This window comes from Neiella litorisoli (assembly GCF_014773395.1).
Taxonomy (GTDB): Bacteria; Pseudomonadota; Gammaproteobacteria; order Enterobacterales; family Neiellaceae; genus Neiella; species Neiella litorisoli.
In genome coordinates this window covers 1-23,374 of record NZ_JACXAF010000033.1, presented here as the reverse complement: position 1 = coordinate 23,374, position 23,374 = coordinate 1, and the positions used below count along the sequence as shown (strand labels likewise).

The 23,374-nt window shown below is 50.4% G+C and carries 17 protein-coding genes; 12 read left to right on the top strand and 5 right to left on the bottom strand.

Annotated elements, in window-relative coordinates:
- Positions 1-424: 424 nt before the first annotated feature.
- From nirB to IC617_RS17700, 4 genes are all read left to right on the top strand, one after another.
- The gene (gene nirB / locus IC617_RS17715) at positions 425-2,971 is read left to right on the top strand and encodes a nitrite reductase large subunit NirB (protein ID WP_191146322.1); all 2,547 of its coding nucleotides are present in this window, start codon (positions 425-427) and stop codon (positions 2,969-2,971) included.
- A 27-nt stretch (positions 2,972-2,998) separates the two neighbouring features.
- Positions 2,999-3,328: a nitrite reductase small subunit NirD gene (gene nirD / locus IC617_RS17710; RefSeq protein ID WP_191146321.1), complete on the top strand. Its 330-nt coding sequence runs from the start codon at positions 2,999-3,001 to the stop codon at positions 3,326-3,328.
- A 113-nt stretch (positions 3,329-3,441) separates the two neighbouring features.
- Positions 3,442-4,911 carry a NarK family nitrate/nitrite MFS transporter gene (locus tag IC617_RS17705; RefSeq protein ID WP_191146320.1) on the top strand — a complete coding sequence of 490 codons (1,470 nt, stop codon included), beginning with the start codon at positions 3,442-3,444 and terminating at the stop codon, positions 4,909-4,911.
- A gap of 150 nt (positions 4,912-5,061) precedes the next feature.
- The gene (locus IC617_RS17700; protein ID WP_224746109.1) at positions 5,062-6,768 is read left to right on the top strand and encodes a bifunctional protein-serine/threonine kinase/phosphatase; all 1,707 of its coding nucleotides are present in this window, start codon (positions 5,062-5,064) and stop codon (positions 6,766-6,768) included.
- 5 nt (positions 6,769-6,773) lie between these two features.
- Here the strand turns inward: IC617_RS17700 and IC617_RS17695 are convergent, their stop codons facing one another.
- Positions 6,774-9,200 carry a DUF748 domain-containing protein gene (locus IC617_RS17695; protein WP_191146319.1) on the bottom strand — a complete coding sequence of 809 codons (2,427 nt, stop codon included), beginning with the start codon at positions 9,198-9,200 and terminating at the stop codon, positions 6,774-6,776.
- A gap of 366 nt (positions 9,201-9,566) precedes the next feature.
- Here IC617_RS17695 and IC617_RS17690 point away from each other — a divergent pair, with 366 nt between their 5' ends.
- Positions 9,567-10,604, top strand: coding sequence for a glycoside hydrolase family 5 protein (locus IC617_RS17690; RefSeq protein ID WP_191146318.1), 1,038 nt, complete (start codon positions 9,567-9,569; stop codon positions 10,602-10,604).
- A gap of 105 nt (positions 10,605-10,709) precedes the next feature.
- Here the strand turns inward: IC617_RS17690 and IC617_RS17685 are convergent, their stop codons facing one another.
- The 3 genes from IC617_RS17685 to IC617_RS17675 all read right to left on the bottom strand — a co-directional run bounded on the left by IC617_RS17685 (position 10,710) and on the right by IC617_RS17675 (position 14,206).
- Positions 10,710-11,237 (bottom strand): porin family protein, encoded by a 528-nt coding sequence (locus IC617_RS17685; protein ID WP_191146317.1) that lies wholly within the window; start codon positions 11,235-11,237, stop codon positions 10,710-10,712.
- A 240-nt stretch (positions 11,238-11,477) separates the two neighbouring features.
- Positions 11,478-13,250 carry a methyl-accepting chemotaxis protein gene (locus IC617_RS17680; protein WP_191146316.1) on the bottom strand — a complete coding sequence of 591 codons (1,773 nt, stop codon included), beginning with the start codon at positions 13,248-13,250 and terminating at the stop codon, positions 11,478-11,480.
- 146 nt (positions 13,251-13,396) lie between these two features.
- Positions 13,397-14,206, bottom strand: a complete 810-nt coding sequence (locus tag IC617_RS17675; RefSeq protein WP_191146315.1) for a Rossmann-like fold-containing protein — start codon at positions 14,204-14,206, stop codon at positions 13,397-13,399.
- 102 nt (positions 14,207-14,308) lie between these two features.
- Between IC617_RS17675 and IC617_RS17670 the strand changes: the two genes are divergently transcribed.
- From IC617_RS17670 to IC617_RS17645, 6 genes are read left to right on the top strand one after another with little or no spacing between them, the layout of a single operon-like run.
- A complete protein-coding gene (locus tag IC617_RS17670) occupies positions 14,309-14,854 on the top strand; it encodes a YaeQ family protein (protein WP_191146314.1) in 546 nt (181 codons plus the stop codon).
- Positions 14,855-14,876: 22 nt separating this feature from the next.
- The gene (locus tag IC617_RS17665) at positions 14,877-16,067 is read left to right on the top strand and encodes a cyclic di-GMP phosphodiesterase (protein ID WP_191146313.1); all 1,191 of its coding nucleotides are present in this window, start codon (positions 14,877-14,879) and stop codon (positions 16,065-16,067) included.
- A gap of 40 nt (positions 16,068-16,107) precedes the next feature.
- Entirely contained in the window at positions 16,108-16,800 is a 693-nt protein-coding gene (mtnN, locus tag IC617_RS17660) for a 5'-methylthioadenosine/S-adenosylhomocysteine nucleosidase (protein WP_191146312.1), read from the top strand.
- Positions 16,801-17,766 (top strand): cobalamin biosynthesis protein CobD/CbiB, encoded by a 966-nt coding sequence (locus IC617_RS17655; protein ID WP_191146311.1) that lies wholly within the window; start codon positions 16,801-16,803, stop codon positions 17,764-17,766. It begins immediately after the preceding gene.
- A gap of 21 nt (positions 17,767-17,787) precedes the next feature.
- On the top strand, positions 17,788-18,228 hold the full coding sequence (locus IC617_RS17650; RefSeq protein ID WP_369410431.1) for a DUF2721 domain-containing protein: 441 nt from the start codon (positions 17,788-17,790) through the stop codon (positions 18,226-18,228).
- Positions 18,225-18,827, top strand: coding sequence for a trimeric intracellular cation channel family protein (locus tag IC617_RS17645; protein WP_191146310.1), 603 nt, complete (start codon positions 18,225-18,227; stop codon positions 18,825-18,827). Before IC617_RS17650 ends, IC617_RS17645 begins: the two co-directional genes overlap by 4 nt.
- Positions 18,828-18,830: 3 nt before the next feature.
- Here the strand turns inward: IC617_RS17645 and IC617_RS17640 are convergent, their stop codons facing one another.
- A complete protein-coding gene (locus tag IC617_RS17640) occupies positions 18,831-20,843 on the bottom strand; it encodes a methyl-accepting chemotaxis protein (protein WP_191146309.1) in 2,013 nt (670 codons plus the stop codon).
- Positions 20,844-21,053: 210 nt separating this feature from the next.
- Here IC617_RS17640 and IC617_RS17635 point away from each other — a divergent pair, with 210 nt between their 5' ends.
- Positions 21,054-22,850: a DUF885 domain-containing protein gene (locus IC617_RS17635; RefSeq protein ID WP_191146308.1), complete on the top strand. Its 1,797-nt coding sequence runs from the start codon at positions 21,054-21,056 to the stop codon at positions 22,848-22,850.
- The last annotated feature ends 524 nt before the right edge of the window (positions 22,851-23,374 follow it).

Below are 23,374 nucleotides of genomic sequence, written 5' to 3'. Positions count from 1 at the left end.
ATTGATGATAAAGCCGTGGCTCAGCCCACGGCTTTATTATTTCTGCCTGTCAAACCATGATCCAAATCGGTGCAGCTCGTACTCACCAGCACAATGCACCACAACAGAACATTTGCACCAAACAAATCTCATCAAACAACCTCAGCAACCTTCACCACTTCGGTGCAACAATAATCAACACTCTGAAATAAAAGCATTTTAAATACATTAAAAGCATATCAATGAGTTTGGCACCTGTTTTGCTTAATCCATAACAAGTGTGTGCGAATCGTACTGAAATTCACCATTTCAGTACCCGCCGGTTCCAACGACGTAACCAAAACCACTTTCGACTACTCATCCCTTGCAGAGTCGGAAGCCTTACCAATCAACCTAACTTTCATCGCACACAAAACAACAAGATACAGACGCAAGAGGCCAAACTATGAGCAAGCAAAAGATCGTCGTTGTCGGTAACGGCATGGTCGGCCACAAATTCATCGATACCTTAGTGAATGATCCACAAGGCGAGCAATTCGATATTGTGACCTTTTCCGAAGAACCACGCTTAGCCTATGACCGTGTGCAACTGAGTGCCTATTTCTCTGGCAGCACCGCCGATGACTTAGCAATGACCACGCCGCAATACTATGACGAGCGCGGCGTTCGCTTTCTGCTAAATGACAAAGTCACTGGCATTGATAAAGCAGCAAAGACCATCACCACAGAAAAAGGTGAAGTCGAATCCTATGACAAACTGGTGCTAGCGACTGGCTCTTATCCGTTTGTGCCGCCAATCCCAGGTAATGACCAACCGCATTGTTTGGTCTATCGCACCATTGAAGACTTAGAAGCCATGACCGCATCAGCCAAACAAAGCCGTGTTGGCGTTGTGGTTGGCGGTGGCCTGCTCGGTTTGGAAGCGGCAAATGCGCTGAAAAACCTTGGCTTAGAAGTACATGTTGTCGAGTTTGCTCCGCGCCTGATGGCAGTCCAGTTAGATGAAGCAGGCGGCTCACTGCTACGTACCAAAATTGAAGAGCTCGGTGTGCAAGTGCATACCGGTAAAGCGACCCAAAACATTGCTGACGGTGAAGACTGCCGTTACCGCATGGAATTTGCCGACGGTACTCATTTAGAAACCGACATGATTCTGTTTTCTGCCGGTATACGTCCGCAAGATGAATTGGCGCGCCAGTTCGACCTCACCATTGGTGAGCGCGGCGGTATCGTCATTAACAACGAATGCCAGACCTCAGATCCGGACATCTATGCAATAGGTGAGTGTGCTCTCTGGAATAACCGGATCTTTGGTCTGGTCGCTCCTGGTTACAGCATGGCCAAAGTGGCCGTGTCTCATATAACCGGTGGTGACGACTCGTTCGAAGGTGCTGATATGAGCACCAAGCTGAAACTGCTCGGCGTTGAAGTAGGTAGTATCGGCGATGCCCACGGCAATACCCCCGGCAGTATCAGCTATGTATACAGCAATGGCGCCGAGCAGGTTTACAAGCGCTTGATTGTATCCGCTGACAATAAGAAATTGTTGGGCGCAGTGATGGTGGGCGACACCAGTGACTACGGCACCCTGCTGCCAATTATGCTCACTGGCATGGACCTACCAGCAAACCCCGAAACCCTGATCTTGCCGGTCACTGACGGCGAAGCCGGCGGCGGCATGGGCGTCGAAGCACTGCCTGATGCGGCGCAAATTTGTTCCTGTCTTGACGTTACCAAAGGTGACTTAATCGAATCCATTCAAGCGGGTAACCATACCGTTGCCGACCTAAAAGCCTGTACCGGTGCCGGTACGGGTTGTGGTGGCTGTGCTGCCATGGTTGGCCAAGTACTGAATTGTGAACTGGAAAAAATGGGGGTTGAAGTCAACAACAACATCTGCGGTCACTTTGATTACAGCCGTCAAGAATTGTTCGACATCATCCGCTCGAAGAAATACACCAACTTCCAAGATTTGCTGAAAGATCACGGCCATGGTCACGGTTGTGAGATCTGTAAGCCTGCCGTGGCCTCAATGCTGGCGACCCAATGGAACGAGTATGTTCTGAAAGATGAACACTTGCCACTGCAAGACACTAACGACGTGTTCTTGGGCAACATGCAAAAAGACGGCACCTACTCGGTTGTACCGCGTATGGCGGGTGGTGAAGTCACCCCAGAAGGCTTAATCGTAATAGGCGAAATTGCCCGCGATTACAACCTCTACACCAAACTCACTGGTGGTCAGCGTGTCGATATGTTCGGCGCTCAGCTCCATGAATTACCAGCCATTTGGAAACGCCTGGTTGACGCTGGTTTCGAAACCGGCCACGCCTATGGTAAATCGCTGCGAACGGTGAAGTCTTGTGTCGGTAGCACTTGGTGCCGTTACGGCATGCTCGATTCAGTCTCCATGGCGATTTTGCTAGAGATGCGTTACAAGGGCATGCGGACCCCGCACAAGGTCAAAATGGCCGTTTCCGGCTGTACCCGTGAGTGTGCCGAAGCGCAATCGAAAGATGTCGGCGTCATTGCCACCGACAAAGGCTGGAACCTCTACCTCTGCGGTAACGGCGGTATGCGCCCTCGTCACGCCGATCTGTTCGCCACTGATTTGGATGACGAAACCCTGATCAAGTACATCGACCGTTTCTACATGTTCTACAACCATACAGCCGACCGCCTGCAGCGTACTTCGGTGTGGATGGAAAACCTCGAAGGCGGTTTGGACTACCTCAAAGACGTCATCATCAACGACAAATTGGGTATTTGCGACAGCTTGGAGCAAGACATGCTGCGCGTGATCGACACTTACGAATGTGAGTGGAAGAAAACCATCGAAAGCCCAGAGCGCCTCAAGCGTTTCGCCCACTTCATCAACTCAGAAGATGGCGACAACAACCTGGCATATGTTGAAGAGCGTGGCCAACGTCGCCCTGCTACCGAAGCAGAAAAACGCGGCCAAGCCATTCCAGCTATTGAATTAGTCGACTAACAGCAACGCAAATTAGGAGTAATAACAATGAGTGATTCTTGGATTTCAGTTTGCGATGAGTCGGTATTGGTACCAGACACTGGCATTTGCGCCAAGGTCGGCGAAGACCACGTCGCTATTTTCAAAGTCGCCGGTAGCGGCGACTTATTCGCCATTTCCAACATTTGCCCGTTTGGCAACGCCAGCGTGTTATCGCGTGGCTTGATTGGCGAAGTTGATGGCCAACTCTATGTTGCCTCGCCGCTGCTCAAGCAGCGCTTCCGCCTCAATGACGGCGTCTGCCTCGATGATGAATCGATCACCATCGCCACCTACCCGGTTCGGGTCAGTGATGGTCAGGTCGAGATCGCGGCGTAATTTATCCCCAAATCACACGGTGCTCTGAATAGGTGCGCTCAATAAAAAAGCTAAAGCGCACCGAAACATTTTAATTAAAACCAATGGAAGACAATTAGTTACAAGGCCCTGCTATGGACAACACAACTAAATTCAACCTGTTTTCATTGACAGGAAAAATGAAGATCCTACACATGAGTTGGATCGCCTTCTTTATCACCTTTTTCGTTTGGTTTAACCATGCGCCACTGCTCAAAGCCATTGGTGACACCCTTGGCTTGACCGGCGCCCAAGTAAAAACCCTGTTGATCCTCAATGTGGCCTTGACGATTCCCGCTCGGATCATCATCGGCATGTTGACCGATGCCTTTGGTCCTCGCAAAACCTACTCTGCGCTGTTAGTGCTCTGTTCAATTCCTTGTTTCATGTTTGCTTTCGCCGACAGCTTTGAGATGGCGGCATTATCGCGCTTGCTGCTGGGCTTCATCGGTGCTGGCTTCGTGATTGGTATTCGCATGGTTTCCGAGTGGTTCCCACACAACGAACTCGGCACCGCAGAAGGCGTTTACGGTGGTTGGGGTAACTTCGGTTCTGCTGCTGGCTCAATGTTATTACCCATCATCGCCCTTTGGTATGGCGGTGACGAAGGCTGGCGTTATGCGGTAGCTACCACGGGTGTATTGAGCATTATCTGGGGTTTTGTCTACTACAACACGGTGTCAGATACGCCGAAAGGCTCAACCTACTTCCGTCCAAAGAAAATTGGCGGCATGGAAGTGACCAGCAAAGGCGATTTCTGGTTCATGATCGTGATGAAGCTACCGATGTACTTTGCCCTAGCCCTGCTGACGTGGAAGTTATCACCAAATGGCGTGTCACTGATCGGCATGGAAGCCGCTTACGGTATTTACATTGCCCTCACTGCACTGTTCTTTTATGACTCTTACAAAGCCTACAGCGTCAACAAAGAAATCTTTGTTAAGCCTGTGGAGCCGATGCACCAGTACAAATTCAAGCAAGTCGCAGTATTAAACGTACTGTATTTTGCCACCTTCGGCTCTGAGCTAGCGGTGGTCTCGATGTTGCCGTTGTTCTTCGCTGACACCTTTGGCTTAGATCCGGTTATCGCAGGCTTGGTTGCATCGGCATATGCCTTTATGAACCTGATGTCGCGCCCAGGTGGCGGTCTGATTTCAGACAAATTTGGCCGTAAGAAAACCCTGCTTATCCTCACGGCTGGTTTAGCGGCAGGTTACTTTGCCATGAGCTTGATTGATGCCACTTGGCCAATCTGGATAGCAGTAGCTTGTGCTATGGCGTGTTCGTTCTTCGTACAAGCCGGTGAAGGTGCGGTATTTGCCGTAGTGCCGTTGATTAAACGCCGTCTCACAGGCCAAATTGCTGGTATGACAGGTGCTTACGGTAACGTTGGTGCGGTCACTTACCTGACTATTTTCAGCATGGTTGACGCATCGACCTTCTTCTTGGTGATTGCCGCGACCGCAGTGCTTGGCTTCATCTGCTTGCTGTTAATGGAAGAGCCAGAAGGTCATATGGCCGAAGTCCGCGAAGACGGCACGGTTGAACTGATTCAAGTGAACTAAAACAAGAGTGCTGGAGAGCGCCTAACAACTTGAATACCCTACGTAAAAAACAAAAAAATAACTAAATTCCACGGGCCTTCGGGCCCGTTTCTTCTTACTATTAAGGGTAAAGATACCCTGTCGCATATAGCGTAATTGCTGATGAAACAAATGAAACTGACCCTAGGTGGCTACTCCTGTGCGGGTAATAAAGACATCAACCAAGATGCCTTTGCCGCCAAAGTACCGCCATCGCATTTAGTCAATCGTAAAGGCGTGGTCGCTGCGATTGCCGACGGCGTCAGTGTCAGCGAACAATCGCAAGTGGCGGCGCAAACCGCAGTCACCCAGTTTATTCAGGATTATTACGCCACCAAATCAGCGTGGAGCGTGGCTAAATCAGCCGCCTCGGTGATCTCGCCACTGAACCATTGGTTTTTCAGCCACAACCAGCGTAATGAACGTTCGCAAGCTTATGTCTGCACTTTTACCGCATTCGTCGGCAAGGGTCGCCAAGCTTGGTTTTTCCATGTCGGTGACAGCCGCCTGCTAAGATTGCGAGATGGCAAGATTCGCTGTCTAACACGCGATCACCTCGCGCCTTTTGGTGGCTCCGAATCCTTGTCTCGCGCTTTGGGAATCGACTCTCACTTAGAGCTCGATACCAAGCAATTTGAGATGCAAGAAGGCGATGTTTATATACTCGCCACCGATGGCCTGTATCACCACACTTCCGACCAGAACCTGATCGATCAGCTATCCAATGCCCGCCATTGCGACTTAGAGCAACTGAGCGAAACCTTGTGCCGTCAGGCGTTGCAAGCAGGGTCCGATGACAACATTTCAGCACTATTGGTACGAGTCGATGATCTGCCCGAAGCAGGCCTCAGCGAAGCCAAAAAATTAGCCATGGAGCTGGCCATTCCGCCAGTGATGAAGCCCGGCCAGAAGATTGATGGGTTAACCATTCGTCATGTGTTGTTTAGCGGCACCCGCAGCCATGTTTATGTGGTTGAAAATAGCGCTGGCGAGCAGTTTGCGCTAAAAGCACCATCGGCTCACTTTGATGACGATCTGAGTTATCTCGAAGGCTTTATCAAAGAAGAGTGGATCGGCAAATCGCTCGACCACTCCAATATTATGCGGATGCACGCTCGCCCAGAGGGCAGCAAATTTGCCTATCACTTGTGTGAATATTTGCCGGGCCAGAACTTACGGCAATGGATGGTCGATAACCCACGGCCATCACTCAACCAAGTGCGCGATATTATTCGAGAAACCGTCAAAGCACTGCGCGCATTACAGCGTAACGACATGATTCATCGCGATATTAAGCCAGAAAATATTATTATCGACATTCACGGCCACGTGAAACTCATTGATTTTGGCACGGTACAGGCGGCGGGATTAGAAGAGCATTTTGGCCATGAAAAGAATGCCACACCGCAAGGCTCTGCCGATTACATTGCCCCCGAATATCTGCTAAATCAAACCGCGACGTTTAAGGCCGATTTATTCTCGTTAGCCGTCGTGATGTACGAAATGCTGGCCGGCCAATTACCCTATAAAACCGGCGCCAGCCGCTACCAAATTCCCGATGATATTAGTGTTTGGCGCTACCGGCCGATGCGAACCGTGCGCTCCGATTTGCCCAACTGGATTGATTTAGCGTTAGAGCGCGCTTGTTCACCAGTGGCCGACAACCGTCCCGACTCGTTTTCTGAATTCCTTGAAGATTTGAATAAACCAAACCCACAATTGCTCGACCGCCACGAAGCAGCGCCATTAATCGAGCGTGACCCGGTATTCTTCTGGAAATCACTCAGTGGCATTCTGGCGTTGGCTTGTTTGGCGTTGCTGGCCAAGGATTTTATTTAGCTAACTCATACCGATAGCTTTAATCTTGGTTTGGCATCAGTCTTGAGTTCATAGCTCGGCACGCACAACAGTAGTCGAGACGATTCAACACCTTTTTTCACCACTGCTTTTTTGAATCCCGCAGCGCGCTGCTCAGCCAATTTGAGTAGTTGTTCGCGCTGCGAGTCAGTGACCTTACTATCAGCTGCCAGCCCTAATTCACTGCCGCTGGCAACACCGCAGACTTTCACTTGCAGCGATTCTTTTTCGCTCATCAACGCATGGAACTGCTCAATAAAACTGGCTTGTGGCTCCGCAGGCTCAATTTGTTTCGGCGCGTAAGGTAAATCCTCAAAACTGACCTCCAATGCCATCGAGCCGGCCACCATCCCCACCTTAATGACATGGGCGTATGGGGCAAAAGCGAACAACAAAAAGTTCTGGGCTTGACTCATAACCGCCCGCTGCACCACAAGCCCAAACACATACTGCATGCCAAAATCTGGTGCTGCGACATCGCCAGTCACCGGAATCGTCAGCTCAATATTGCCATCATCGTCCTTGAGCATCCCAAGCGCCATATCCAACGATACCGCTGAGCCAATCGAACTGGATTCATCCTTATTGGTATCGCCATCGCCGGAATCAAAGCTTGCGCCGCGCAGCATTGCGACCAACTCGGTATCCAGCATATTTTGTTCAATGGCGCCAGCTGCCGCGACATCAAGCTGACCCGCTAAAATATCAAAGCCCAATTGCGAGCGAACATAGGGCGAGATTTCATTCAGTGGAAACTCAGTGGCTTTGGTGTCAAAAGTGGCATCAAGCTTGTCGCCAAATAGCGCGACTTGGGCGCTCAATTGGTAGCTAAAATAGTCATCATCCTTGAGCTTTAGTTGCACATCGGTTTTCTGCTCAGGTTTGGCCGTATTCACCCCAGTGACATTAAGTTGTTCGATGAATAACGTCTTCGCCAGTACCGGCTTGATACTGGCATCGTTAAACTGAATTTGCGCTGGTGTATCAAGGCTGAGCTTACCCAGAGAGAACGCAAAAGCTTGACTGGGTTCGGCTGCAACCGGCTCGCCATTGGCTTCCGTAGCGGACGACTCCATTGTCTGCGTTTCTTGCTCCTCCGCTTCGCTCGTTGGCTGCTGCGGCAACACCAACGAGAGCAACTGTCCTTGCTCATCGCGCTTGGCCTGAACCAAAATTTCACCAATCCCGACCTCATCAATCGCCACTGCCGACTCAGTCAGTTGGGTACCCGATACCGTTAACGCATCGAGCTTTAACAAAGGCGCAAGTTGGTTTTGCTCATCAAGCTGGCGAGTTGAAGCGGTTAATTCCGCCAGCGTCAACTCAGGAAGCTCAACAAAAAGCTTTTCGCCAACCAATGACAGCGTACTTTGCTCAAGAGCTAACTCGTTCAGGCTGAGCAATTGACCGGAGCCGTCGGTTAACGCCAGCTCGACTCCGTTGAGGCTCAAATCAAACCCAGAAGCAACTTGCAGCTCGGTCGCCGCATCAATGGATAAAGTGGTCGATAGCTCGTTTAGCTCCAGCAACAAACGGGCGAGATCCGCTTCCATTTCATCGTCGGCGTAGTTTGCCTGTGCCACCGTGATGGCACTGCTGTCGCTGTTAATCTCAAAAATATCGCCCTTGCGGGTCACATCAAGATTCAAATCAATATCGACTAACGCCGATAACTGCCCCAGGTTTTCCGGCAATAAATACTGATAGGGCGCAGGATTGAAGTCGGCTAATTGAATGGAGAAGGTGCCGGTTGATTGCAGCGGCTCATATACCACCGCAGCAGCGAAGTCGAGTCGCGCATCGTTCAGAGTCAACAGCAGTTCGAGCTCACTTTGCAGCACTTCGTCTTGATAGGTACTGCGGACAATTTGCAGCTGTTCAATATGGACATCGTGGGATTGGTCGTGGTGCTGCAAATCAATATGAATGTCATTAAGAACCACTTCTGGTGCGGCGACCGCGAGGCCAAAACGCCGCCCTTGGGGATTTGGCGCTGGCTGCGCTGTTTGCTCGCTGGCATCTGCTGGAGCTTGCTCTGATGATGAACCTAACTCGACACCGGCAATGGAGAATGTATTGTCTTTGAGCAGCACTTCAGTAGTTAAGCCGGTGAGCGTCAGACGCCTTAATCTGGCTTCACTGAACACCAAGCGGTGCAAGCTGTAGCACGCCTCCAGCGAATCCAGCTCGAACGCCAATTGCTGATCTTTGCGCCAAATTAACCCTTCAATGGTAACGCAGGAACTCAACAGATTGAGCCGCACGGTACTGTTGTTGTCCAACTCAATTTTGTGAGGAGCCAGCAAATCCGCTAGCAGCAGTCGCGTCACCGCAGGTGAGACCAACCAAGTCAAACTCCACAGTAGCAAGTAGCAGCCAGCAATGATCAAAAAGGCTTTCTTGAGTCGGTTCATCGCGATTCCTTATGCGTGTGATATGGCCATAAATTGCTTAGCTTAAAGTCTACATGGCTTAACAATGAATGCGCGAATGAATTGTCAAAATGGCAACAACGGCCTTGCCAGCCTTATTGTCACATTGACAATATAATTGTTAACCGCTTCACATTTGAGCCGGCTGTGGGTATCAAATCAGCGTCGTTAGCGCCAAAATGCAAACGCTTTCAATCTTTCAACAAAGGACTTTGAGATATGCCCACTATCTGTTCCTTAACTATCGGTTATTCAACTGCTGTGCGCTGTTTGGCCATCATGTCGCTCGCCTGTTTGGGTTTACTGAGCGGCTGTTCTGACTCTACTCCTAGCAGTAGCCAGCCAGCAGTGTCTGAGTATACCGCCAACAATTTCACCCTTGACCGAGGCGTCAATGCCAGTCACTGGATTTCGCAATCGGACAAGCGCGGCGTTGAGCGGCAACAATACATGCAAGAGCATGATTTTAAACTCATTGCCGAGATGGGCTTTGACCATGTCCGGCTGCCGGTCGACGAAGAACATTTGTGGGATGAGCAAGGTAATCGCGACGAGCAAGCATTTGAGTTGCTGCACAACGGTGTTCAATGGGGGCTGAAGCACAACCTCAACGTCATTGTTGATTTGCATGTGTTGCGAGCTCACCACTTTAACCGGCCAGACTCACAAAAGATTTGGACCGACCAAGCGGCGCAACAGCAATTTATTAAATCATGGCAAGCGCTATCGGCAGAGCTCAAGCAATACCCGATTGATCGGGTTGCCTACGAACCGTTGAATGAGGCGGTTGCCGATAATAATGAAGACTGGAACAAATTGATTAATTGGGTGGTTGCCGAAATTCGCAAGCTAGAGCCAAATCGCTCCATCATCATGGGCTCAAATCGTTGGCAGCAAGTGGAGACCTTTGCCGCGCTGCAAATCCCCAAAAACGACCCCAATATTATTCTTAGCTTTCATTACTACACACCGTTTAACTTCACCCATTACGAGTCGCCGTGGACCTTCACCAAGGATTACCACGGCCCAGTACATTACCCAGGCCAGACCATTGCCGATGACGATTTAGCAGCATTGCCAACGCAACTCGCCGATCAGCTGCGCGGCTCTAATGGCGAGTTCGACCGAGACATCATGTTCAACCACATCGCTCAGGCGGTAGAAGTAGCCAACAAAGCAGGGTTGAAACTCTATTGCGGTGAATTTGGTGCATTTCCAACCACTGAACTAGCGCTTCGGCAACAGTGGTATCGCGATATGATCAGCATCTTCGACGAGCATGACATTGCCTGGGCCCACTGGAATTACAAAAACGACTTTCCACTGGTTGATGAAGATTTAAAACCGATGCCCGAACTGATGGATATTCTTATCCCAAGCAACTAGGGTCTGTGCATTCTTGAATCACCAGATAGCAAAACGCTCGGCACAAGCCGAGCGTTTTTTTCTACCAAACTAGCTAATAGTTTGAATGGAGCTATCTAAACTAACTCAAAATGTGACGTTAAAACCCACTGTCCAGCCCGAGTATTCGACCGAATTTTTGTCAATATAATTCATGTAATCGATGTACATATTCCAGCCGTCAAAGTTGCCAGCAACCCCCACACCGTAGGACGTATCTTGTTCAGTATCAGTGGCCGACATTTTTTCGAATTCTGCTTCTAACTCAACTTCGGTGTAACCGACGATCAAATACGGAACAACATTATCAAATGGATAAGCAGCTTTTAAATACGCACCATATTGATGATTTACAGAAAGCTCAAACTGCTCAATATCATCATCAGAAAAGCCTGTACCTAAGCGGCCCTCAACAGCGAAATAGTCGTTGAATTGATAACCCAATGACACACCAGCCACACCAAAGTCGACATCACTTGGCCCAAGATCAAGAGTAATCGCGCTGATGTTGGCGCCTGCATAAAAATTCGAGTTAGAAGTGGTTTCTTCGTTTGCTAGCGCAAAAGCGGGAGTAAGCAGAACGCTTGTTAGCGTCGCCACTGCAATAAATTTCATAGTGAGATTTCCTTATCTAGTTCTGGAGTTGATATCACTGATGCTCATTTCAAGCAGCTGAAGCAAGACATAGGAGGCAGGCATTCGAGAATGCAACTTTCTTACCTATCCTTGGCTCAGAAAGTGAGAATTAAACTTCACGGGGCAGCATCTAAACACATAACCCTAATACAAGCTAACATTTTCAATCGATGGCTAGACCATTGAAGTATCAGCAGTATTACTGGCAACTGAAGTTAACTATACCGACTGATACAAGTTCTGATTCTGCTGCGTAAACTCAGCGCCAATTTTCACTGCATCGGCACTCTGGGCATGGCCCGATTTTCCTTGGTCTAGTTTAAATTGCTGTACCAGCATCTTGAGATTATTGGCCGTGGTGCTGAGCTCTTCACTGGTTGCGGCTACTGCGCTCACCTCGGCTGAATTACGCTCGGCGGAAACCTTCACTGCTTCGATATTCTGGCCTAACTCTTCAACCACCGAGCTTTGCTGCTCGGCAGCGCTGGCCACTTGCAAGTTCATGTCGTTGAGGCTGGTGATCAGGCGATTGACTTCAATCATCAGCTCAGACGCTTGCTCCGATGCGGTAATGGTTTGCTCGCCCAGCTGCTGACTTTGGTTCATGCTGGTCACCGCTTGCAAGGAGCCCTGCTTGAACTTCTCAATCATGGTTTCAATCTCGGCGGTGGATTCCTGAGTGCGCTGTGCTAAGTGGCGAACTTCATCAGCAACTACGGCAAACCCTCGGCCTTGTTCGCCTGCTCGGGCGGCTTCAATGGCAGCATTCAACGCTAACAAGTTGGTTTGCTCGGCAATGCTTTTAATAACATCAAGCACCGAGGCAATGGTGCCTGTGTTTTGGTCCAGTTCGGTCAGCGCATCCCCCGTTTGGCTCAAGCTGATAATAAGCTGACGGGTGTATTCGTTAGCCTGCTCATTGATGCGCTGAGATTCGTTGGATTGACTGGCCGCTTGCTCAGCAGAGTGATGGGTCATGGAGGAATTTTCTGCGATCGCGGAGGCCGTTGCCGCCATTTCATTAATGGCGACCGCGACCTGCTCGGTCTGATCGGTTTGGTGCTGTACATTTTCCTGCACCGACACATTGGAGCAGGCCAGCGCCGCTGACGCACCACTGACTTCATCGGTGGAGCTGGCGACCTGCCGCAGCAAATCAGCTACTTTCGCACGCGTCTGCTCCATATGACGCAGCAAGGTGCCAATCTCGCCGGCGTAATTGGCTGCTACCGGTGTAGCAAAATCACCCGTCGACAGCTTGGTCAAGGCTGTTTCAGCGCTGCCTAAACCACCTGCAATAAAGCGGATCAGAAAGCCAGCGACAATCACCGCAATGGCGATTTGTACTGCCGCCAGTGCTGCCACCATCGTTTCCAAGTGACTGGCTTCATCTTCGATGGCATGCACGGCAAGGCCAGTAAAGCGTTCTATTTCATGAAGTAAGGCTTCCACTTCGGCGGTTAATTGGGCGGCCTCGTGTTCAACCGCCTTCGCTTCAATTTCAGCTCGTTGAAAGTTGCCTTGCGCCAGTAAATCAAACACGGCCGCCACGTGCTGCGCCCACGAGTCATGGTGGTGATGGATCATCTGAAGCTGCTGTAAAGCGGACTTGAATTCGTCTTTTTCACCCTGCGTACTCGCCGCGATGGCCGACTGTTCGAACAATAATTCGCCCTGCTGTAATTCACCTCGAAGGGTATTGTTTAAGCCAGCAAAGGCATCTCGGGCACGTTTAAAATCGGCGGCGGCGTCATCGCGTTGTTTGGCTTCCAGCGCGTAGCGAAAACCTTGCTCAAACAAGATTTCCTGTTCAAGTTGATGTTCGGTGATGAGTGTCAGGATTGAAATGCCTGGGATGTCGCGCTCGGCAATGCCTCTGACATGGCGTTCAATCAATGCCAGATTAGAAAATGCGATAATGGCGACAACGGCCTGAATGCCACAAATAATAGCGACGTAGGCAATCAGCCGCTGCTTAATTGATAAGCTCATACTCCACCTCTCCTTGTAGAAAAAAGCAAATCCATAAAAATACATAGCTTAAGCAGGCTAACGCTAACAAACCGCCGCTGAAAGCAATTGATAGAAAACAATCTTTACCAGAACATTTCCGTTCAAAATTGACAAAACGTGAACTGCTAGCTGCGATTGCTTAAATAGTAGTCCCACTGCTGGTCAAATGCCTGCAGTTGCTGGTGCCGCTTACTGGCTCGATGGGCTTGCCAGTCTTGCTCGGTGGCAAAGGGGCCACTGCGGCACATCTGGCAATAATTAGCCTGTAAATACGCTGGCATCGTCAGCGCTTGGCGCAGCTTCGGCTGCGTCCGCGTGCTCCAATAAAAGGTGCGCGCCGCCGTCTCTTTGACCTGACCAGAGCGGTCAACATTGCGCATCTGATAACCGGGAAAATCGGCCGCCTGAAAATCGCAAACGCCAATAAATTCGGCAGGCAAATGGCGACCAACAGCATATTCCAGCCCCCAGTCTCGATAAGGTTTAACGTCTTTGGAAGTGATACAAGCGAGTTGCTGACCGGCAGGGTCGAGAAATGATTCAAAGCTGTGTTTCAAATAAAGATGCAATAATCGCCGATTAAGGGTGTTGATACTCAGGTGCTGTTGCAGCTGCTGATAATTCTCAGCAGAGCCAATCGCCGGCACCAGCGGGAATTGAAACACCACTAAATCAAAATGATGTAGGGTAATACCCGCCCAGCTCTTTGGCTCGGTGACATCCACCTGATTGATCACCTGACAGGGCAGCCCTTGCTGTTGCAGCTGATCAAGTGCGCGCCAATGCTCAAGGCCGTATTTGTCTTCAATGGCAGCAACACTATCGTATGTGGTGGCGCACAGCGCTTGCGGCTGATGATTCAGCCATAACGAGCGAGAAAACGACAAGTCGCCATCACCAATAGTTAAAATGCGCCAATCGGGTTGTATAATCACAGCCAGCAAAACTTAGTTGTTGAATCAGCGACAAATGTTATCACGACTCGAGCCGCTCATAGCGGGCTCACTCGCCTCCGCCACCACAACCAGCGAAAACTCATGGCATTAAAAGCAACCATTCTGAAAGCAAACTTATCCATTGCCGATATGGATCGTCATCATTATCAGGACTATCAGCTGACCATCGCCCAACATCCATCAGAGACCGACCGCCGGGTCATGCTCAGGCTGTTGGCGTTTGCTACATTGGCCGACGACAATCTGCAGTTTTGCAAAGGCCTAAGTACCGATGACGAGCCGGACCTGTGGCAACTGCACGACAACGGCACCATCGAACGCTGGGTTGAGCTAGGTACTCCCGATCCAAAGCGCTTGAAAAAAGCTTGCCACAAAGCCAAACAGGTTTACTTATTTTGCTATGGCGATAACGCGGTAACAGTTTGGTGGTCTCAGCACCGGCAAGCAGTTGAATCACTGCGAAATTTGACCATACTGCAGATTCGCGATGACGAACTCGATGGGCTAGCTCAGTTAGTACAGCGGTCCATGAATCTGGCCATGACGCAGCAAGAGAGCCAGTGGATGATCACCGATCAAGAGGCAACGGCGACCGTCGAGCTAACGGCTTTGCAATCGAATCACTAAGTGGCACAGGGCAGGTAACCTCATGCACTCCAATGACTTAAAACAAGTAGATATCAATGAGCTAAAAATCGGCATGTTTGTGGTCAAGGTCGTCACCGCCAATGCCGCGTTGCGGGTCAAAACCGAAGGTATCGTTCGTACCCAAACCACCTTGCAAAACCTGAAAAAATCAGGCGCTTTGAAAGTCTGGATTGATCCCGAGCGAAGCGAACTTGAAGCAGACAGCCCGCCGACGCCGTCCGCTGAGAAACAGCCTGCCAAAGCCAACCAGACCTTTGAAGAAAAGGTTCAGGCCGCGATGCAACTTTACGATGACGCCAAAAACATCCAGCGCCAAATGATCGAAAACATTAAAAAAGGAAAATCGGTCAATCTGAAAGAGGTGGAGTCGCTATCAAGCAGCATCATTGACTCGGTGTTTAACGATCAAAATGCCCTGATGATGATGTGCCAGATGAAAAATAAGCGCGAGTACCTTTACCAGCACTCGCTCAACAGCGCCATTATGATGAGCGTATTCGCTCGCTATCTGGAATTTGATCAAGACATCATCGAGAAGCTCGCCGTAGGCGCCCTACTTCATGATGTGGGCAAAACTCATATCGACGAAGCCGTGCTCGATAAAACAGGGCAATACAGCCCAGAAGAATTTGAGCAAATGAAACAACACGTTGGCTACAGTGTCGAAATAGCCAGCTCAATGCCCGGCATTGCCACCGAATCACTTGATGTGATTCGACTGCACCATGAGCGCCTCGACGGCTCGGGCTATCCGCAAGCCCTTGAAGGGGATGAAATTAATATTTATGGCCGAATGATTGCCCTGATTGATAGCTATAACGCGATGACATCAGACCGCCCCCATAAAGACGCCGTATCGCCATTAACGGCCTTTAAAATCATGACCAACGGCACACCCAACGCATACGATAACGACCTGATGAAGCAGCTGATCCGCTGTGTTGGCGTGTTCCCAGTCGGCAGTCTGGTTAAGCTCAAAAGCAACAAACTGGCGATGGTAATTGAAAACAATTTTGACCAGCCGCTAAAACCCAAAGTCACCGCGTTTTATAGCATCAGCGGTGGCTACCATACCGAAATCAAACACATCGATTTAGCCAGCAGTCATAGCAGCGATGAAATTGAATGCAGTGTTCGGCCCGATGAATTTAAGCTCGATTTATTGAAGTTCATGCGCACGTCACTGACCTAAGGTACACTGCAGCGAAATCTAACGCGGTAAACAACTCACGATGAAAATTGGCATTATTGGCGCAATGGAGCAGGAAGTCGCTATCCTGCGCGAACAACTGGAACAATGTGACACCCTCCACCACGCTGGCGGCACCTTCTACAACGGCACGCTAGCGGGTCATTCGGTGGTGTTGCTGCAATGCGGCATCGGTAAAGTGGCAGCGGCAATCGGCACTACGGTATTACTCGAAGAATTTCAGCCCGACATTATTATCAATACAGGTTCGGCTGGCGGCTTCGATCAAAACCTCAATGTTGGTGATGTAGTGGTCTCATCCGAAGTCCGGTATCACGACGCCGACGTTACCGCATTTGGTTACGAAATGGGCCAACTACCGTCTTTGCCACCAGCATTCAGCGCCGATCCAAAGCTGATGACGCTGGCTACAGATACCTTCGCTGAAATGGCTGATGTGCAAGCAAAAACCGGCCTGATTTGTACCGGCGATATATTCATGGCTGATCCTGAGCGAGTCGCCAAATGCCGCGCAGACTTCCCAGATATGATCGCCTGTGAAATGGAAGCAGCTGCAATTGCCCATGTGTGCCACAAGTTTGAGGTGCCTTTTGTGGTGATCCGCGCACTGTCTGACATTGCCGGTAAAGAGTCGTCGCACTCGTTTGATGAGTTCCTTGAGCAAGCAGCGCTGCACTCCTCTAAATTCATCTTGCAGATGCTACCCAAGCTATAAATGCAATACGCGGGCACCATTCTTGTTAACACTTACGATTGGTTATGGGTGATCACCTTGGCATTAGTTGCTGAGCGACTGGTGCCCATTCCGCCCGCGTATCACCCTAGTCAATTACTCAACGGCTTAAGCCAATCGCTGCAGCAAAAAGTGTTAAAGCCGGAGCGCCCTGCCTCTCAGCAAGTTGTCGCAGGGGTACTCGCCACGCTGATTTTATTACTGTTTACCATTCCTCTTCCGCTGTTTGCACTGGCCGCTTCGCCATTTCCCATGCTCGTTGAATGGCTGTTATTGACGCTGTGTTTGCAGTGGCGACCAATGCAACAGCAGCTCACTCGCTTTGCGACTGTCGCCAGTAGCCAAAAACAATTACGCCGAACCTTACTGAGTCGTTGGTTGGCTCGTGATTGCGACACCTTATCGGAACTTGGCGCCAATAAAGCCGCCATTGAGGCAATTTATCTGCGCAGCTTTCATGATCAGTTCGCACCGCTATTTTGGTATGCCATTGGCGGCATTTGGTGGGCTTTGGGGTATTACCTGATCCTCCAACTATCGCGTCAGTGGCATCCGCGACTGCGTCGGCAAGGCCATTTTGGTCATCATTTGAAAACCTTGAGAGCCTTGCTTGATCTGGTCCCGCAACTGATTTGGGCCGGATGGCTGGGATTAACTGCATCACGTCGATTAGCCAAACTAAACCTCGCTGTGGCCAGTCAGTTTCGCAGTAAGGCTCGCGGTTATACCTTAGCGATGGCGCAACATCGGCTGGGCTGTGATTTAGGAGGCCCAGCCCTTTATGAAGGTCGTAAATATCAGCGGCCGCGCTTTGATAATCACAGGCCTCCAACTGCCAGCGACGTGCAACTGGCGCTCAAGCAAATTAATTGGCACCTGATGCTACTGCTAAGCTTGATCTGGACCGGCATCGTTAGCCACACCTTTTGGATAGTATTTGCCGGCTAAAACAACCTGGACGCAATCGCCATGATGCAGCTTTCACTGACCACGCCCGCTTTACTCTTTCCAGCGATATCTTTGCTGTTGTTGGCCTATACCAATCGCTTTTTAACGTTAGCTACTGTGGTTCGGGCTTTTTCCGAGGCCGATTTAAGCAATGAACGGACGGTCAGACAGGTGGTTAATTTTCGCCGTCGTATCAGCCTGATCAAACAAATGCAGGCATTTGGCGTGGGCAGTTTTTTGTTTTGCGTGATTTGCATGTTCTTGGTTCACATGGGCTACCAGCACTCCGGCTCAATCCTGTTTGCCATCAGCTTACTGATGCTGGCCTACTCGCTGGCACTATCGGTCTGGGAGATCCGCATTTCAGCCGAAGCCATTAATATTCACTTGGAAGTCATCGAACAGAAATGTGAAGACCACAAACGCAATTCCGGCAAACGCCGCTGGCGGCCCAGAAAATGATGTATGCACTTGATTTAATTGGTATCGCCGTATTCGCCATTTCCGGCGCTATGGCGGCGCGGCAGTTGCAAATGGATCCGTTCGGTTCACTGATCCTAGCCGGTGTCACCGCCATCGGCGGCGGTACCTTGCGAGATCTACTCTTGGGCATTACGCCGTTTTGGATTGACGATCATAACTACCTTTACGTCATCGCAGTGACGGCCTTTATCACCATGATTTGGCCACTGACCCGCGGCTGGCCTTACCGGATTTTAAACGTCGCCGATGCCTTTGGTCTGGCTTTGTTTACCATCATGGGGATGTCTCGGGCATTATCTGCTGAAGTTTCCATTACGGTGGCAGTCGTCATGGGCGTGATGACTGGCGTCGCTGGCGGCATGATCCGCGATTTACTATCCGGCCAGGTGCCGCTGATCCTGCGCCGTGAAATATACGCTACGGCCTCTTTAGCTGGCGCACTGACTTACGCTGGCCTCCATCATCTGGCCTTTGAATGGCATGCCTCAGTTGCTATCGGCATGCTGGTGACACTTGTCGTGCGGCTCTCTGCCATTCGCTGGAAACTGACCTTACCGACGCTGACGCACAATACCTAAATGTTATTTAGCCAAGGTATGAAAACCAGCAACACGACTCATTAACTCGTCGCCACTCTTTTTCAGCTCGCCTGAGATTTGCCGAGTTTCAGCAACCGCAGTCAGGGTTTGGTTAGAGTACGCAACCGCATCAACGACCCGCTCGCTGATCTCCTGAGCAACGCAGCTCTGCTCTTGGGCGGCTGTGGAAATTTGTTCATTCATTGAACGAACCTGTTGAATTTCTTCAAATAGCTCCTGCAAAGCGGTCATCGACTCATCAAACAACGACATCGACCGACCACCGGTTTCAACACTACTGCTCATGTGCTCGATCGCCGACTCAGCACTGTTATGAATGGCACCGATCACTGAGCGAATTTCTTCAGTGGCTTGCTGACTTTTGGTCGCCAAACTGCGAACTTCATCGGCAACCACGGCAAAGCCACGACCCAGTTCGCCCGCCCGCGCCGCCTCAATGGCTGCGTTCAATGCCAATAAATTAGTCTGCTCAGAGATACCGCTAATGGTGTCGAGAATACTCGATACTTCTTCTGCGGTTTTAGCCAGTTCATTCACCACCTGATTGGATTCCGACAGGGACGCCACTAGGTGCTCGATGGATTGCTTCGCTTCGGCAGTTTTGTTCTGGCTAAAGCTACCACGCTGCTCCGCTTCACCGGTTAACACCGACGTTTTTTCGGTTAAGCCGGCTATTTCTTCCGATGACTGCGCCATTTCAGTGATTGCCGAGGCGATTTGATCAGTCTGACTATGATGCTGACTAGTGCAATCCGACGCGCGATTGCTGGCATCATCAATTTGAGCTGTCGTAGCCGAGGTGTTCGTTGAAATCTCAACGACACGGTCAATAATATCGGACAACTCCTGCATCATTTGGTCGATGGATGAACCAATCACTCCTAATTCATCTGCCGCAGTCTCTTTGGTTCGGCCACTTAGATCTTTGTTGAGGGTGGCGCTGGCCAAGACGTTGCGAATGCCCTGCACGCGGCGCGCAGTTGATGACATGGTGGCGCTGGTGATAACAACAACGACCACCACCATAAGGACACTCAATACCACATACAACCAGAGCGCCTGACGACTGTCTTGGGCTTGCTCCGTTGCCTGACTAGAGAGGAAAGCGCTCAACTGGTCGGCTTCCGCTTTAATTAACTTAATTCGGTCAGTGGCAAGGCCGAACCAAACACTCGGCTCCGGCCCTTCAACGGCATTAAGATTGGCCTGAGCAAGAAATTCCTGCTCCAGCTGCGCAACTTGACGCCATGAGCTTTGCTGCAAAATCTGTTGATATTGCCCCTGCCAAGGTTGCGGCATTCGCATATCAATCAACTTTTGCAGCTCATTGATTTCATTGATGTAGAACTGAATATCAGCAAACTTCAACGGCGAAACTTTACGACTAGCATAAGCGCCATTCATGGCGCCGCGCGCTTGCCCTGCACGCTCTTTCAGCCACAGCAACAAACGCAGACCTTCTACTTCGTTACCCAAGGTTGGATCGGACAGTTGCAACATGGCTGTTTGCAAGCCATTGAGAGCTTGTCGGTTTACGTTGGAATAATAAGCAAAGGCTCCGGCGCTCGGATCAAGCCTATCAACCAGTTGCCGCACTCGGCCCTTTTCCCTGAGCAGACGTTGAACGCCAACAATCGCTTTTTCAATCGCCGGCGACTGTTTAACCAGATGCGACTGTTGCGCATATTCGGCTAGCTCTCGTTCCGCGTTATCCGCTTTCGCACGCTGACTGCTCAACTCAGCTCTTAATTTGGTTCCTTTTGAACCCAAGAAACCTGCGGTCAAGCCGCGTTCAACGGCATGCTGATGAGCCACTCCATCCATCACTGCGACCAGTGCCACCATGCTTTGACGATCTTCTGCCTGCGCCACTTGCTGATGAGCGGCAAGCACTGCCCGCACCAGCATGATGACCAGCACCAGCAGCGGAATAAAAACCAGAAATGCAATTAAATGAGTAAGCTTTACACGAAGCTGAAAATGACTACCTAACACTTGTAACTCCTTCTACATGATCAGGTCAGCACTAAGTGTAGATAACAATGAAAATAGTGGTCCAACGCCTCTCATTGAAAGCGCAAAAGCGCGATTTTGATCACCGGCTTGCAAGCTTGGAGAGCCATTGCTACCGTGCTTTGCTGACAGTTCGGGTAAACCAACGAGCGGGATTGATGCCGCCAGTTGATCACAATTAAGGCACTAACAATGAAAAAAGCCATCATCGCCTCAGCGCTAAGCTGGGCACTACTAGCCGGTTGCTCTCAACCCTCGCAATCGACTCAAACCACCAATCAGGCACCATCTGCATCATCCATCGTCGCGCAGCCTGCCGAGCAACCAACACTCAACGCGACTCAATACAGCAACCAGTTTGTTGATGAGTTGTGGCAGCTATACCCAGAATTTGCGCTCTACGTTGGTTATTACGATTATGACGCGCAACTACCAATTGCCGATCAGCAGCGCCGCGAGCAAGAACTGCAATGGCTGAAACAACAGCAAACCAGTATCAGTCAACTGCTTAGCAGCGAACTAACCGAGCACCAGCGCACTGATTTGTCGTTAATGGCAAATTTCGTCGAGCGAGCTATTTGGCAGCTCGAAACATTCAAAAGCTGGCAGTGGGATCCAAGCGAGTACAATGTCGCAGGCGGCTTTGCCCAAATTATTAATGGTGATTACAAGCCGGAAATCGAGCGACTTCGCACTGTACTCAGCCGTCTTGAGCACGTCCCTGCTTACTATCAGGCCGCTCAGGCCAATATATCTAACCCTGCCATTCCGCAAACCCGCTTGGCGATTCAACAAAACCAAGGTGTGGCCTCGGTGCTGAGCGATGAATTGCTCGCCAAAGCGCTTGCTAGCGATATGACGGATGCAGAAAAAGTTGAATTTGAAGCGCGTCTATCAGCTGCGCAAATTGCCGTTGCCAGTTATGTCGATTTCTTAACCGGCCTACTACCAGAAGCGGAAGGCGCCGATCCCGTTTATCGCCTTGGCGAAGCCATGTATGAGCAAAAATTTGCTTTTGACATCCAATCCCAGCTGACCGCCAAACAGCTCTACGAGCGCGCCTTGGCCGACCAAAAAATGATTCACGGCAAAATGGCGGAGCTCACCACAGAACTATGGCCGAAGTACTTCGCCGATCAAGCAATGCCTGCAGAACCCATGCAAGCCATTGCTCAAATGCTTGAGCGATTGTCCCAAGTTCACGCCAAGCCAACCGAATTTAAAGCCGCCGTTGAGCAGCAAATTCCCGAACTGATCGCCTTTATCAAAGCAAACGATTTGATGACCTTGGATGACGATAAGCCCTTGGTGATCCGCCACACGCCCGAGTACATGCGCGGCTATGCAGTGGCATCGATCCAAGCTCCCGGCCCCTACGATGCGAAAGCAAATACTTACTACAATGTCATGCCGCTTGATGATATGCCTGCCGATCAAGCCGAGAGTTTCTTGCGCGAGTACAACCAATACCTGATGCAAGTGCTCAACATTCATGAGGCGATCCCAGGCCATTACACCCAGCTGGTATATGCCAACAAGTCACCAAGTTTGATCAAGTCGATTATCCGCAACGGCGCCATGATTGAAGGCTGGGCGGTGTTTGCCGAGCGGATGATGCTGGAAGCGGGTTACGGTGACTTCGAGCCAGAGCTATGGTTGATGTACTACAAGTGGAACCTGCGCGTGGTGACCAACACTATTCTGGATTACAGCATTCAGGTGTTGGGTATGGAGCAAGAGCAGGCGATGGATTTGATGGTGAATCAGGCATTCCAGCAACAGGCCGAAGCAGCAGGAAAATGGCGTCGAGCAACACTGAGTCAGGTGCAGCTGACCAGCTATTACGCCGGTTTCAGTGACATCCTAGTGCTACGCGATAAAGCCAAGCAAGCCTGGGGCGAGGATTATTCGATTAAGCGCTTTAACGAAACTTTCCTGAGCTACGGCAACGCGCCGGTGCCAGTGATTGCTGAGTTAATGCTGAAGTAGTCATTGCGCCGTTGTCGAAATAACTCTGACAAGCCCACTTTGAGTGGGCTTTTTTGCGCATTCTGCGGCTAGCCCGCAAAGGAGTGTTTTATTCCAACTCAGACACTGAGGCTATATTGGCCAAGGCCGTAACTCGCAAAACGCAGTGACGCTCAAGTCCATCCATGGAGCGCTCCACAAAAGCATCCCTGCTTTTTGAGGCACAGCTTATTTGCGACTCACGGCCATGTCCCGACCTTTCTGGATACCAAACAGCACGGGAGAAAGGAGTGATTTGCTCCAGCGAAGACCTTCCGCAGCAGGGATGCTGCGGCAGAGCCATCAGGGAAGATTTCACGGCGTGTCTGAGTTGGAGTAAAACACTCCTTTCTGAATACTAAACAGTGCGAGAAAAAGGAGCGTTTTGCTCCGGCGAAGACCTTCCGCAGCAAGGCTTGGAAAAGTGGCGGGGCGCAAGTTGAAAACTTACGTATGCAAACGAAAGAGAATCTCGAAAAGATGGTCGTTATCCTGGCCTTTATCGC

Coding starts and splice junctions, on each gene's coding strand:
- nirB (WP_191146322.1), top strand. CDS start 425: ATGAGCAAGCAAAAGATCGTCGTTGTCGGTAACGGCATGGTCGGCCAC.
- nirD (WP_191146321.1), top strand. CDS start 2,999: ATGAGTGATTCTTGGATTTCAGTTTGCGATGAGTCGGTATTGGTACCA.
- IC617_RS17705 (WP_191146320.1), top strand. CDS start 3,442: ATGGACAACACAACTAAATTCAACCTGTTTTCATTGACAGGAAAAATG.
- IC617_RS17700 (WP_224746109.1), top strand. CDS start 5,062: ATGAAACTGACCCTAGGTGGCTACTCCTGTGCGGGTAATAAAGACATC.
- IC617_RS17695 (WP_191146319.1), bottom strand. CDS start 9,200: ATGAACCGACTCAAGAAAGCCTTTTTGATCATTGCTGGCTGCTACTTG.
- IC617_RS17685 (WP_191146317.1), bottom strand. CDS start 11,237: ATGAAATTTATTGCAGTGGCGACGCTAACAAGCGTTCTGCTTACTCCC.
- IC617_RS17680 (WP_191146316.1), bottom strand. CDS start 13,250: ATGAGCTTATCAATTAAGCAGCGGCTGATTGCCTACGTCGCTATTATT.
- IC617_RS17670 (WP_191146314.1), top strand. CDS start 14,309: ATGGCATTAAAAGCAACCATTCTGAAAGCAAACTTATCCATTGCCGAT.
- IC617_RS17665 (WP_191146313.1), top strand. CDS start 14,877: ATGCACTCCAATGACTTAAAACAAGTAGATATCAATGAGCTAAAAATC.
- mtnN (WP_191146312.1), top strand. CDS start 16,108: ATGAAAATTGGCATTATTGGCGCAATGGAGCAGGAAGTCGCTATCCTG.
- IC617_RS17655 (WP_191146311.1), top strand. CDS start 16,801: ATGCAATACGCGGGCACCATTCTTGTTAACACTTACGATTGGTTATGG.
- IC617_RS17650 (WP_369410431.1), top strand. CDS start 17,788: ATGATGCAGCTTTCACTGACCACGCCCGCTTTACTCTTTCCAGCGATA.
- IC617_RS17645 (WP_191146310.1), top strand. CDS start 18,225: ATGATGTATGCACTTGATTTAATTGGTATCGCCGTATTCGCCATTTCC.
- IC617_RS17635 (WP_191146308.1), top strand. CDS start 21,054: ATGAAAAAAGCCATCATCGCCTCAGCGCTAAGCTGGGCACTACTAGCC.